Origin of the sequence: Proteus faecis, from assembly GCF_003144395.1 — a bacterium.
GTDB classification, from domain to species: domain Bacteria; phylum Pseudomonadota; class Gammaproteobacteria; order Enterobacterales; family Enterobacteriaceae; genus Proteus; species Proteus faecis.
In genome coordinates this window covers 480,469-492,880 of record NZ_PENZ01000034.1, presented here as the reverse complement: position 1 = coordinate 492,880, position 12,412 = coordinate 480,469, and the positions used below count along the sequence as shown (strand labels likewise).

Sequence of the window (12,412 nt, the reverse complement as noted above, 5' to 3'; positions counted from 1 at the left end):
TTTATAACATATTCCGGCTAGAACATGCTACCATCTCAGCCTTATCTTTAAGGTTTTTTCTCTGTTTTTTCATTAAGGTTATTCAAAATGGTGCTATTTTCTTCAATTTCTCAATTAAATGATTTAACTCGTGAGCTTTCTTTGTTTGAAGAAAATATGACACTATTTGCCGATAGTTTGGGTATAGATTTAGCTATCTATCCCACTGATCATGTATCGTTACGTTGTCACGATTTGGCTTTGGCTGAGCAGTGGCGAATAGGATTAAGTCAGTGTGGAAAGTGTATTTCTGATAATGTGATTAACGGGCGCCCAATATATCTATTTCAATTAGAAACGCCATTAACTATTTTAAATCAATCTGTTTCAATTGTTGAATTGCCTTTTCCCACAAATAAAACATATGAATATCAAGGTTGGGAGCATATTGAGCAAGTAATCTCCGTCGAACCAAGAGAGCTAGTGAGTCGAGTCATGTCTTTTTTACCCCAAACATTACCAGAAAATGTGAGCTTAAAAATCAGTGAACCTAAAGGTGAGAAAGAGCGTTTACCTAATCCAACGGTGGCCATTTCTAATGGAAAAGTCACTGTGAAGTATCATCCTTATTCGTTACTTGAAATTGTAGAAAGTGAGTGTTGAACGACATTTTCAGAAAATAGTTTGCTTGTGTCAGCACAAAACTCTGATAGTGGAATTGAATGAATAACGATATTCGACAACTATTGTTAGTAATCGCTGAGAAATGATATTTATTTTCTGATTACTTTCTTTATTAAGGATGGAGAGGGATGATATGGCTACATTGGAGATTTGTTGTTTTGGCGCTGAATGTGCGTTGGTAGCAGAACGAGCAGGCGCAGACAGAATAGAGCTGTGCACGAGTCCGGCAGAAGGCGGCATTACGCCAAGCTATGGAATGCTACGACAAGTCAGAGAGTTGGTTCGTATTCCCGTTCATCCTATCGTTCGCCCGCGTGGTGGTGATTTTTGTTATTCACAAGCTGATTTTTCAGCAATGAAAAATGATATTAGTTTGATCCGTGATATGGGCTTTTCAGGAGCAGTTGTTGGTCTTTTAAATGAAGAAGGACATATTGATTTGCCTAAAATGGAAATTTTAATGGAGCTTGCAGGTCCATTAGCTATTACTTTTCATCGTGCTTTTGATATGTGTATTAATCCATTATTAGCGTTAGAACAACTGACTCAGTTGGGGGTTTCTCGTATTTTAACGTCAGGACAGCAACCGAATGCAGAACTTGGCTTGTCATTGTTACGAACGTTAAATGAAAAAACACAAGGCCCTATAATTATGGCGGGTGCGGGTGTAAGGCTTAGTAATATCCAAAAATTCCTAGATACAGGATTAAAAGAAATACACAGCTCAGCAGGAAAAGTGGCACCTTCAACCATGATTTATCGTAAAGCGGGTGTAACGATGAGCTCTGACAGTGAGATTGATGAATTTACGCATTACTGTGTGGATGAAGATACTGTTGAAGCAATGAAAGATATTATGAGTATTTATGCGCCATTAGCATCTTGATTAGACGGATTAAATATTCTAGAACTGCGCTTTTTTATAGCGCAGTTTTTTTATCTAATCTAGCCTAATACCAGCGTGTGCGTAATACCACAGCGTTCAACAAAGGTTTCATCATGCGAAACTAATAATAATGTGCCTTGATATTCAACGAGTAGATCTTCCAATAGTTGTTTGGATTCTATATCAAGGTGATTATCTGGCTCATCAAGTAATAATATCGCAGGTGGTTTTGGGCTATGTGTTAAAGCCAATAATGTTGCTTTTAATTGCTCACCACCACTTAGTTTTTCAAGTGGCAGTAACGATTTATCACTTCTAATTCTTAACATTCCAAGACGTGTTCGCCATTGCTCGATAGAAATCGCGGGTTGATATTGGTGTAGTGCTTGTGCAACCGGCAATGTTTTATCAAGTAAAGTCAGATGTTGATCAAGATAACAAAAGTCTTTGTTGAGACGAAATTCACCAGAAAGTGGTGCAAATTGTTTGATCAAACATTTTAATAATGTTGACTTTCCACATCCATTTTTACCTTGAATATGCCAATGCTCATTCCCATAAGCTGAAAATGAAATAGGGTGCTGATAACCATATGGAAGCTGAAGATTATTAACAAATACATTTAAACGATGACCATCACTTTGATAATTTAATACCATTTTCTGCTGATGAACATGTGCTTTTTCTTCATCGATGCTTTGCTTTTGAGATTGCATATCATCAATTATACGCTGATGCCGTTTAGCAACTGCAGATTGTCGTTGTTCAGCCCGATTTGTTTGCATATCTAATAAAAGTAAGCACTGAGATCCACTTTTCCTGATTGATTCGCCTTGTCGTTTCCGTTGTGCTGCTTTTTGTAATGTCGATTGTTGCTGGCGTTTTTCATTTTTAATTTGGCTGTTTAGTCGATCACTTGCTGCTTCCAACGATGCTATTTCTGCACGTTTTTGTGTCTCATATAAAGTATAATTTCCACCATATTCAAATAAACCTTTCTCACTTAATTCAAAAATAGTATCAGCATACGAGAGCAAGTTTCGATTATGACTAACAATAAGAGAGCCAGCTTTGTGCTGAGCTAATTGTTTTATTAGCCATTGTTGTCCCTGATAATCAAGATGGTTATCTGGTTCATCTAAGAGTAAAAAACTATTTTCACATAAAAAAGCACGACATAGCGCTAAACGTGTTTGTTCTCCACCGCTGAGATGTGCAATCGGAGTATCTAATGCGACAGGAAGTTGTGCTGAATTTAATATATTTTGCCACATAACAGGAAATTGCCATTTGCCATCGAGTAACTCAATATCTTCTAATGTGGCAATGCCGGCATCAACACGTTGAAATACTTGATAAATTTCATGAATGTCTAATGCTTGAGCAAGTGTATTACCTTGTAATCGAGTTAATTGTTCAACGTGAACAAAGGGGATATTCCAATTAACTTGGCCAGTGGTTGGTAATATTTTTTGTGCTAATAATCTTAATAGTACAGACTTTCCTTTACCGTTATGGCCTATTAATGCATTTTGCTGACAAGACAATGCACGAGTTAAAGGTGGAAAAAGACTTTGCTGATTAAATTCGATAGTCAATTGTGAAAAGTGGCAGGCTATTGTCATAATAAGACCTCCTAAGCGAAATAGGTGGCAGACAGCCGAGATCTTTTTTTAGATGCGACGAAGTAAATTATTGTCTGCCAGTAACAGAAAAGTGAATACCGAAAAAGGTATTTGAAAAATTTTCTGGCAGAATTTAATTCATCGTAGGGAAGTGCCTTCTTAAAAAGAGAAATAATTGGTGGAAATAGCATGCGTATTTAAACATGAATAAAGATGAACAACAAGGGCTGAATAAGATTATCTGTGTGTGGTTTTTATTGCTCTAGCTTTTATTCTGAACATTATATGTTTATATATTGATGATATATTAATATAGGTAATGCAGGCTAAAGGAATACCATAAAATAGAGTGCCATAAGCCATACCAATATGTGGAACATTAAAATAATCACTGTGTTGTGGGATTAAATGGAGATAGTCAATTTCATGTAAATATTGGGGCGTTAATCCGCCATAAGGGACTAGGAATTTAAAAATCATGACAGAGAAAAGGCATAGCATAAAATTTAAAACTAATAGTGCAGAATAGAATAAGTTCTTCCCCATTTCTTCTTTAGTTTTCACTTGGTAACCACTGATAATTCGATTAGCAACAATCACAGCATAAAGCCAAATAATCAGGTTTTCATCACCCATAATCATACTATTGATAATAAGTGCAAATATTCCATAAAAGGGAATAAGAGCAAAAACCAGTTTAGTACGAGCAAATGCAGCCATAAAAACACCAGAATGCACGAGAATAAATTCAAATAAAAATAGAACGGTTAGATTATAAATTGTTTGAACTGAGAAATGTTCAGGAAACCACCAAACGGTAATAATAAACGCGATATATAAAAGTTGTGTGGCATAGTCAAATAATGAAAAAAAGAGTTGAACACCTCGTTGTAATGGCGTTAATGGAAGGCGTTTTGCTGATGTGGTTTCGATAAAGGACGAAAAGATAGGATCATTATATTGCTGACGCTTATTCTTTTGTAAAAGAGCGTGTTGTTTTTTTTGTGTTATTTCTTTTTGAGTAGCAACTTTGCTCTTTGGTGTCTTTGCCATAGATTTCTTTAATCGTTCATCTGTAAATAAAGGGGGGGGATAAGGCGCTTTTAATAAAACGGCAAGATGAATATTATGAAAGAAAGGGATATTAAATAACTTGATATCCCTTTAAATTTAGATAAAAGATTAAGGCTTAGTTGCAATTAATATTGCACGTTTAGGTGCGGGATAACCTTCAACGGTTTTTGTTTTATCATCAGCATCTAAGAATGCATCTAATGAATCCGTGACCATCCAATCGGTTTTACGCTGTTCATCAAGTGAGGTTGTGTTTTCATCGACAATGCGTACATCTTTAAAACCACATTTTTCTAGCCAAACTTTCAGCATTTTTGCAGATGGAATAAAATACACATTACGCATTTGTGCATAACGTTCACCTGGGATCAGGCATTGAAACTCATCACCATCAATAACAAGGCTTTCTAATACTAATTCACCACCAGAAACTAACTGGTTTTTTAATTGCCATAGATGATCAAGTGGTGAACGGCGATGATAAAGCACTCCCATTGAGAATACGGTATCGAAGGCATTTAATTCAGGCATTTGTTCAATACCAACAGGAATTAAATGTGCGCGTTGGTCATTACCTAATAATTTTCTGACAGCTTCAAATTGGCATAAGAAAAGTTGAGTAGGATCGATCCCTACAACAAATTCTGCACCTTCACCTAACATCCGCCACATGTGATAGCCACTACCACAACCGACATCTAATACTAAGCGACCTTTAAGTGGTGAAAGATGAGGTAAAACACGCTCCCATTTCCAATCAGAGCGCCATTCTGTATCGATATTAACGCCATAAAGTGAAAATGGGCCTTTACGCCACGGCATTAAATTTTTTAAAACGTTGCTTAATCCCAGCTGCTCGCCTGCGCTTAATGTAGGTGTGTGTTGGGCAATTACACCATTTTTTAAATCAATCTCAGTAGGCGTAATTTCAGGTAAACCATCGAGCATTCTTTCCCATGAGGAAAAGTGACCGTGTAACGCATTTGAACGCCATTCTGATAATTGAGCTGGTAATGTATCTAACCAATGAAATAAGCGCTCATCTTGCGCAATAAGTTGATAAAACGAGCCAAAATTAATCATTAATTATTGCCTTTAATCGCTAAAAGAGAGCCGAAATTAAAACATTGGAACCAAACTTCTGTATGCGGAAAACCTGCATTATGTAAGCGAGCTTTGTGCGTTTCAACAGAATCGGTCAGCATGACATTTTCTAACATGCTACGTTTTTGGCTAATTTCTAATTCGCTGTAACCGTTAGCACGTTTAAAATCATGGTGCATATTAAAGAGCAACTCACCAATTTCTTTATCTTCAAAACTAAATTTTTCAGAAAGCACTAACACACCACCAGGATTAAGACCTTGGTAAATTCGGTTTAATAATAGTTGGCGATCGTTCGGTGCTAAGAATTGTAAGGTGAAATTAAGTACTACCATTGAGGCATTATTAATTTCGATATCAAGAATATCACCTTCAATAATATCAACAGGTGTATCTGCTTTATAGGCATTAATATGGCGCTGACAGCGCTCTACCATGGCAGGTGAATTATCAACACCAATAATTTTGCAACCAGTAACATCAATATTGCGACGGATTGAAAGGGTGGCAGCGCCTAAAGAACAGCCTAAATCATAGACTTGACTATTGGGCGTAACAAAGCGACCTGCAAGCATACCAATCATGGAGATGATATTTGAGTAACCTGGTACTGAGCGTTTTATCATATCAGGAAATACTTCGGCGACTTTTTCATCAAAGCGCCAGTCACCCAAGTTAGCAATAGGTGTCGCAAATAAGCTGTCTTGTTGTGATGATTTTGAATTCGACATAACTGAAATAGGTTTAAGGAATAAAAGAAGCACGCATTCTACCAGAAGCGACGGTGCTCACAAAGTTGCATTATTTAGAAAGAAATTGGAAAAAATAAATAAACCTTTTTGATACCTTGCCGTTATTAGACACAACAGCAAGGATGCCGGTTTTGATCATGGATGATCATGTTATTCCCACGAGGACTTAGTAATAAAAGGAAAAGATTTGTATCCAAGGAAGGAAATAAATATTAGCAATGATCATCAATACCATTGATAAGTAAGTGGCAGCCATTCCTGAACGACGCCAGCGAAGTTCACGATGTTTTAATCCATAAGAGTGTAAAAAGCGACCTGCGATTAAAATTGAGCCACAGATGTGTACCATCCAAACAAAAGCACCATTCATTTCCATGACCAGCAATAAGATCATGGAGATTGGAATATATTCTACTGCATTGCCGTGAACACGGATGGCTGTTTGTAATTCATAAAAGCCACCATCGCCATAAGCAACCCGATATTGCGTTCTGAGTTTTACGACATTGAGGGACAATTTAATCAATAACAGTGCGCCCAGTATGATATAAAGCGAGCTAACCATCTTTTCTCCATTGCCAAAGCCAAAAAACGGCGAATTTAATGATAAACCTCAAAGCGACTTCTGTCGCTATAAATAATTATTATTAATTAATTGTTTGGGGATTAGCAAATCCTTGAAAAGATGTATCATATAAACTAGGTCTATACTCTTATCTCCGGGAAGAATTTTCGTTATAATGTCTGCCTTTTTTTTGACACTACTCGAAAAAGACTATTGCCAAAATTTCCGCAGCAGAAAGCACAACAAGCTGAGTAAAAGGATATTGTATGCGTACTAATTATTGTGGGCAGTTGAATGGCGCCCATGTGGGCCAAAAAGTGACTCTTTGTGGTTGGGTTAACCGTCGCCGTGACTTAGGTGGACTTATCTTTATTGATATGCGCGATCGCGAAGGTATTGTTCAAGTCTTCTTTGACCCAGAGCAGAAAGAGGCATTTTCTCAGGCTTCAGAACTGCGTAATGAATTTTGTATTCAAGTCACAGGAACAGTACGCGCTCGCCCTGATAGCCAAGTTAATAAAAATATGGCAACAGGTGAGATTGAGTTAGCGGCAGAATCTCTGTCTATTTTTAACCGTTCAGAGCCATTACCGTTAGATAGCAATCAAACAAATACTGAAGAGCGTCGTTTAACTTATCGTTATTTAGACCTGCGTCGCCCAGAAATGTCAGAGCGCTTAAAAACCCGAGCTAAAATCACAAGCTTTGTTCGCCGTTTTATGGATGGTGAAGGTTTCCTTGATGTTGAAACCCCTATGCTGACAAAAGCGACACCAGAAGGTGCGCGTGACTATTTAGTTCCAAGTCGAGTACATAAAGGTAAATTCTACGCGTTACCACAATCACCACAGCTTTTTAAACAGCTGTTAATGATGTCTGGCTTTGATCGTTACTATCAAATTGTAAAATGCTTCCGCGATGAAGACTTACGTGCTGATCGTCAGCCTGAATTTACACAGATCGATGTTGAAACCTCTTTTATGAGTGCAGATCAAGTACGCGAAGTGATGGAGCGTATGATCCATGCATTATGGTTAGATATTCTTAATGTTGATTTAGGTGCATTCCCTGTAATGACTTTTGCTGAAGCAATGCGTCGTTATGGTTCAGACAAGCCAGATTTACGTAACCCTATGGAACTGAAAGACATCGCTGATTTAGTCAAAGATGTTGAGTTCAGTGTATTTGCACAAGCTGCCAACGATGAAAGATGCCGTGTTATCGCATTGCGTGTACCGGGTGGGGCATCATTAACTCGTAAAAATATTGACGAATATACACAGTTTGTTGGTATCTACGGTGCTAAAGGCCTTGCGTGGATGAAAGTTAACGAACGCGTGAAAGGCATTGAAGGCGTACAAAGCCCAATTGCTAAATTCCTGACTAACGATGTTGTTAACTCAATTTTAGAAACAACGGGTGCAACAGACGGTGATTTAATCTTCTTTGGTGCAGGTCGTAAAGGCACAATCAGTGATGCGATGGGTGCTCTGCGTCTGAAAGTCGGACGTGATCTTGAACTGACTGATTTAAATGCATGGAAACCATTATGGGTCATCGACTTCCCAATGTTTGAAGAAGATGAAGAAACGGGTAGCTTAAGTGCGATGCATCACCCATTCACTTCACCAAAAGACTTATCACCAGATGAATTGACTGCACACCCAGTAGGTGCTGTGGCAAATGCTTATGATATGGTTATTAATGGTTATGAAGTGGGTGGTGGTTCAGTGCGTATCCACCGCAATGAAATGCAACAAGCGGTATTTAGCATTTTAGGTATTGCACCGAATGAGCAACAAGAAAAATTTGGTTTCTTATTAGAGGCTCTTAAATTTGGTACTCCACCACATGCAGGTTTAGCTTTTGGTTTAGACCGTTTAGTGATGTTGTTAACAGGCACTGATAACATTCGTGATGTTATTGCTTTCCCTAAAACAACAGCAGCTGCGTGTTTAATGACTAATGCACCAAGCTTTGCTAATGAAGATGCTTTAAAAGAGTTAGCGATTGCAGTAACTCAAAAAGAAGTTAGCGAAGATAAAGAGTAAATGATGAAATATAAGCGCCCGATATCCGTTTTAGTTGTTATTTATGCAAAAGAGACCAAACGGGTGCTTATGCTAAAGCGTCGAGATGATCCTGATTTCTGGCAATCTGTGACTGGCAGTTTAGAGGAGGGGGAGACGCCTTTTCAAACGGCATTGCGCGAAGTGCAAGAAGAAGTTGGAATTGATATCATAAAAGAAAATCTTGAGCTGGTGGATTGCCATCGCTCAATTATTTTTGAAATTTTTGCACATTTTCGGCATCGTTATGCACCAGATGTTACTCATTGTCAGGAACATTGGTTTACATTAGCACTACCCGCAGAGCGAGATATTGTGCTTACTGAGCATTCGCAATACCAATGGTTAGACGCGCCACTGGCGGCAAAATTAACAAAATCCGCCAGTAATCAGCAAGCGATTGAAGAATTTGTTATTTAATGATTAGACCACGTTTGGAGATATTTCATGGCAGGTCATAGTAAATGGGCCAATACAAAACACCGTAAAGCAGCGCAAGATGCGAAACGCGGTAAAATTTTCACTAAAATCATCCGTGAATTAGTTACAGCAGCACGTTTAGGTGGTGGTGATCCAGCAACTAACCCACGTTTACGTGCGGCAGTTGATAAAGCATTATCGAATAACATGACTCGTGACACCTTAAATCGTGCAATTGCACGTGGTGTGGGTAATGATGAAAACGATAATATGGAAACCATCATTTATGAAGGCTACGGCCCAGCAGGTACTGCTGTGATGGTTGAATGCTTAAGTGATAATCGTAACCGTACTGTTTCCGATGTTCGCCATGCATTTACCAAAACAGGTGGTAACTTAGGAACAGATGGTTCTGTATCTTATCTGTTTACCAAAAAAGGTGTAATTTCATACGCACCAGGTGTTGATGAAGATGCCGTTATGGAAGCTGCGTTAGAAGCAGGTGCTGATGACGTTGAAACTTTTGATGATGGCGCTATTGATGTTTACACGACACCAGAATCTTTTGGTGAAGTAAAAGATGCGATGGATGCAGCAGGTTTTGTTGCTGAATCAGCAGAAGTTTCAATGATCCCATCGACTAAAGCAGAATTAGATATTGAAACGGCACCAAAGTTAATGCGTCTTATTGATATGTTAGAAGACAGTGATGACGTACAAGAAGTGTATCACAACGGTGATATCTCAGATGAAGTTGCAAAACAACTGGAAGATATCCTGTAATCGTTCTGACGATTATCGAAAATAACGGTGTTTAACGCTGTTATTAAAAGTGCGAAGAGAAGAGCAGAGCAGATTTTTTGCTCTTTTCTCTCGCCATCGACCATATCGGCAACAGGAATTGATATGGCTATCATTTTAGGTATAGACCCTGGTTCGCGTGTTACAGGCTATGGTGTAATTCGACAGCAAGGGCGACAACTTATCTATTTGGGAAGTGGTTGTATTCGTACACAAGTTCCCGACCTTCCTAATCGACTTAAACGTATTTATGCAGGTGTTAGCGAAATTATTACCCAATTTTCGCCAGATGTGTTTGCGGTTGAGCAAGTCTTTATGGCTAAAAATGCCGATTCGGCACTTAAACTTGGGCAAGCGCGCGGTGTTGCGATACTTGCCGCAGTTAATAATGATCTCCCTGTTTTTGAATATGCCGCTCGTCAAGTCAAACAAACTGTAGTGGGTACGGGAGCTGCTGAAAAAAGCCAAGTACAGCATATGGTGCGTTCAATATTAAAATTATCTGCTGCACCACAATCGGATGCTGCTGATGCATTGGCGATTGCGATTACGCATTGCCACTTTAACCAAAATTTATTACGTGTAGGTGATCCGCGTCTTGTTTTAACGCGAGGCCGGTTAAGATAAGTTGTTATCTTGGTAAATGTCTTTGGTTTTTCACAAGCTGGATATACGTCCAGCTTTTTTTATGTTATAAACTTGACGTAATTATTTTTGCGGAGGCGTTAGAGTGATAGGTCGTATCAGAGGAATTATTCTTGAAAAACAGCCACCAGTGGTGCTGATTGAAGCAGGTAATGGTGTTGGTTATGAAATCAATATGCCAATGACCTGTTTTTATGAATTGCCTGATATTGGCCAAGAAGCCATTATCTATACGCAATTTATTGTACGTGAAGATGCTCAATTACTTTATGGTTTTAACCAAAAACAAGAACGTGCACTCTTTCGTGAATTAATTAAAGTAAATGGTGTAGGGCCTAAACTCGCTTTAGCCATTCTATCTGGTATGTCTGCTCGCCAATTTGTGACCGCCATTGAAAATGAATCTATCACTTCATTAGTAAAATTACCGGGTGTAGGCAAGAAAACAGCTGAGCGTTTAGTTGTTGAAATGAAAGACCGCTTTAAAGGCCTTAATGGTGATTTATTCGAAAATAGTGATATCGAGTTACCTGAAAGCACTTCACCTAAAGCGCCAAAAGCGGCTGATATTGAAGCCGAAGCTTCTGCTGCATTAATCGCATTGGGCTATAAGCCACAAGAAGCGGCAAAAATGATCAGTAAAGTGGCAAAGCTGGGTACAGATAGTGAGACGCTTATCAGAGAAGCGTTACGCGCGGCTATTTAGGAGTAACACATTGTGATTGAAGCAGATCGCCTGATTTCAGCAGAAATTCAACAACCTGAAGAAGAAATTATTGATAGGGCTATTCGCCCTAAATCTCTTGCCGAATATGTTGGGCAACCGCAAGTTCGAGAACAGATGGAGATTTTTATTCAGGCGGCTAAATTACGTCATGATGCACTCGATCATTTACTTATCTTTGGACCTCCTGGATTAGGTAAAACCACATTAGCAAATATTATTGCTAATGAAATGGGGGTGAATTTACGTACGACATCAGGCCCTGTACTTGAAAAAGCGGGTGATCTCGCTGCTATGTTAACTAACCTTGAGCCTCATGATGTATTATTTATTGATGAAATCCATCGTCTTTCACCAGTTGTTGAAGAAATTCTTTACCCAGCAATGGAAGATTATCAACTTGATATTATGATTGGTGAAGGACCTGCGGCTCGTTCAATTAAAATTGACTTACCTCCCTTTACCTTAGTAGGGGCAACGACAAGAGCGGGCTCTTTAACATCACCATTACGTGACCGTTTTGGTATTGTTCAACGTCTTGAGTTTTATCATGTTGACGATCTTCAGCATATTGTTTCTCGTAGTGCTAGTTTTATGGGATTAGAGATGACAGATGAAGGTGCTCGCCAAATTGCTATGCGTTCACGAGGTACACCACGTATTACTAATCGATTATTGCGCCGTGTGAGAGACTTTGCCCAAGTAAAGGGCAATGGTGCTATTGATGAAGAGATTGCTTCTAAAGCGCTTGATATGTTGAATGTGGATGCGGCAGGTTTTGATTATTTAGATCGTAAACTCCTTTTTGCCATTATTGATAAATTTATGGGTGGCCCAGTGGGGTTAGATAACCTTGCAGCCGCAATTGGTGAAGAGCGTGAAACCATAGAAGACGTATTAGAGCCTTATTTAATTCAGCAAGGTTTTATTCAGCGTACACCAAGAGGCCGTGTTGCCACTAATCATGCCTATCGTCATTTTAATCGAATTATGGAAGATTAGTTTCCTTACAATAACTCGATAATGAATCATAAAAATAACCCTCACTAGAAATTATAGTGAGGGTTATTTTTTGCATGAAATC

General features: G+C 38.7%; 13 protein-coding genes. 8 read left to right on the top strand and 5 right to left on the bottom strand.

The genetic code is table 11. The features are described from left to right. Positions 1 to 87 precede the first annotated feature (87 nt). Complete coding sequence (locus DK858_RS11885; protein ID WP_109397589.1) at positions 88 to 642, top strand: VOC family protein; 555 nt, start codon at positions 88 to 90, stop codon at positions 640 to 642. 154 nt (positions 643 to 796) lie between these two features. Beyond that, complete coding sequence (gene cutC, locus DK858_RS11880; RefSeq protein WP_109397588.1) at positions 797 to 1,549, top strand: copper homeostasis protein CutC; 753 nt, start codon at positions 797 to 799, stop codon at positions 1,547 to 1,549. Positions 1,550 to 1,608: 59 nt separating this feature from the next. On the opposite strand, the gene DK858_RS11875 is transcribed toward cutC, so the two are convergent. From DK858_RS11875 to DK858_RS11855, 5 genes are all read right to left on the bottom strand, one after another. Continuing rightward, positions 1,609 to 3,174 carry an ATP-binding cassette domain-containing protein gene (locus DK858_RS11875; RefSeq protein WP_109397587.1) on the bottom strand — a complete coding sequence of 522 codons (1,566 nt, stop codon included), beginning with the start codon at positions 3,172 to 3,174 and terminating at the stop codon, positions 1,609 to 1,611. A gap of 237 nt (positions 3,175 to 3,411) precedes the next feature. Further along, positions 3,412 to 4,227: a hypothetical protein gene (locus tag DK858_RS11870; protein WP_109397586.1), complete on the bottom strand. Its 816-nt coding sequence runs from the start codon at positions 4,225 to 4,227 to the stop codon at positions 3,412 to 3,414. A 129-nt stretch (positions 4,228 to 4,356) separates the two neighbouring features. Then, positions 4,357 to 5,331, bottom strand: a complete 975-nt coding sequence (gene cmoB / locus DK858_RS11865; RefSeq protein WP_109397585.1) for a tRNA 5-methoxyuridine(34)/uridine 5-oxyacetic acid(34) synthase CmoB — start codon at positions 5,329 to 5,331, stop codon at positions 4,357 to 4,359. Then, positions 5,331 to 6,083 carry a carboxy-S-adenosyl-L-methionine synthase CmoA gene (gene cmoA / locus DK858_RS11860; RefSeq protein WP_109397702.1) on the bottom strand — a complete coding sequence of 251 codons (753 nt, stop codon included), beginning with the start codon at positions 6,081 to 6,083 and terminating at the stop codon, positions 5,331 to 5,333. Before cmoA ends, cmoB begins: the two co-directional genes overlap by 1 nt. A 187-nt stretch (positions 6,084 to 6,270) precedes the next feature. Continuing rightward, positions 6,271 to 6,669, bottom strand: a complete 399-nt coding sequence (locus DK858_RS11855) for an MAPEG family protein (protein ID WP_109397584.1) — start codon at positions 6,667 to 6,669, stop codon at positions 6,271 to 6,273. 266 nt (positions 6,670 to 6,935) lie between these two features. Between DK858_RS11855 and aspS the strand changes: the two genes are divergently transcribed. From aspS to ruvB, 6 genes are all read left to right on the top strand, one after another. Beyond that, a complete protein-coding gene (aspS, locus tag DK858_RS11850; protein ID WP_109397583.1) occupies positions 6,936 to 8,720 on the top strand; it encodes an aspartate--tRNA ligase in 1,785 nt (594 codons plus the stop codon). 3 nt (positions 8,721 to 8,723) lie between these two features. Beyond that, the gene (gene nudB, locus DK858_RS11845) at positions 8,724 to 9,158 is read left to right on the top strand and encodes a dihydroneopterin triphosphate diphosphatase (RefSeq protein ID WP_185902130.1); all 435 of its coding nucleotides are present in this window, start codon (positions 8,724 to 8,726) and stop codon (positions 9,156 to 9,158) included. 27 nt (positions 9,159 to 9,185) lie between these two features. Further along, positions 9,186 to 9,941, top strand: a complete 756-nt coding sequence (locus tag DK858_RS11840) for a YebC/PmpR family DNA-binding transcriptional regulator (RefSeq protein WP_023582074.1) — start codon at positions 9,186 to 9,188, stop codon at positions 9,939 to 9,941. 123 nt (positions 9,942 to 10,064) lie between these two features. Next, entirely contained in the window at positions 10,065 to 10,586 is a 522-nt protein-coding gene (ruvC, locus tag DK858_RS11835; RefSeq protein ID WP_006536599.1) for a crossover junction endodeoxyribonuclease RuvC, read from the top strand. A 103-nt stretch (positions 10,587 to 10,689) separates the two neighbouring features. Beyond that, positions 10,690 to 11,310, top strand: coding sequence for a Holliday junction branch migration protein RuvA (gene ruvA, locus DK858_RS11830; RefSeq protein WP_109397581.1), 621 nt, complete (start codon positions 10,690 to 10,692; stop codon positions 11,308 to 11,310). A gap of 12 nt (positions 11,311 to 11,322) precedes the next feature. Next, positions 11,323 to 12,330, top strand: a complete 1,008-nt coding sequence (gene ruvB / locus DK858_RS11825) for a Holliday junction branch migration DNA helicase RuvB (protein WP_109397580.1) — start codon at positions 11,323 to 11,325, stop codon at positions 12,328 to 12,330. Positions 12,331 to 12,412: the final 82 nt, after the last annotated feature.

What these genes read in the sequence shown, in the direction of transcription:
- cmoB (WP_109397585.1), bottom strand. Translation starts at nt 5,331, where the DNA reads ATGATTAATTTTGGCTCGTTTTATCAACTTATTGCGCAAGATGAGCGC.
- ruvC (WP_006536599.1), top strand. Translation starts at nt 10,065, where the DNA reads ATGGCTATCATTTTAGGTATAGACCCTGGTTCGCGTGTTACAGGCTAT.
- cutC (WP_109397588.1), top strand. Translation starts at nt 797, where the DNA reads ATGGCTACATTGGAGATTTGTTGTTTTGGCGCTGAATGTGCGTTGGTA.
- aspS (WP_109397583.1), top strand. Translation starts at nt 6,936, where the DNA reads ATGCGTACTAATTATTGTGGGCAGTTGAATGGCGCCCATGTGGGCCAA.
- DK858_RS11840 (WP_023582074.1), top strand. Translation starts at nt 9,186, where the DNA reads ATGGCAGGTCATAGTAAATGGGCCAATACAAAACACCGTAAAGCAGCG.
- DK858_RS11875 (WP_109397587.1), bottom strand. Translation starts at nt 3,174, where the DNA reads ATGACAATAGCCTGCCACTTTTCACAATTGACTATCGAATTTAATCAG.
- DK858_RS11885 (WP_109397589.1), top strand. Translation starts at nt 88, where the DNA reads ATGGTGCTATTTTCTTCAATTTCTCAATTAAATGATTTAACTCGTGAG.
- cmoA (WP_109397702.1), bottom strand. Translation starts at nt 6,083, where the DNA reads ATGTCGAATTCAAAATCATCACAACAAGACAGCTTATTTGCGACACCT.
- DK858_RS11855 (WP_109397584.1), bottom strand. Translation starts at nt 6,669, where the DNA reads ATGGTTAGCTCGCTTTATATCATACTGGGCGCACTGTTATTGATTAAA.
- DK858_RS11870 (WP_109397586.1), bottom strand. Translation starts at nt 4,227, where the DNA reads ATGGCAAAGACACCAAAGAGCAAAGTTGCTACTCAAAAAGAAATAACA.
- nudB (WP_185902130.1), top strand. Translation starts at nt 8,724, where the DNA reads ATGAAATATAAGCGCCCGATATCCGTTTTAGTTGTTATTTATGCAAAA.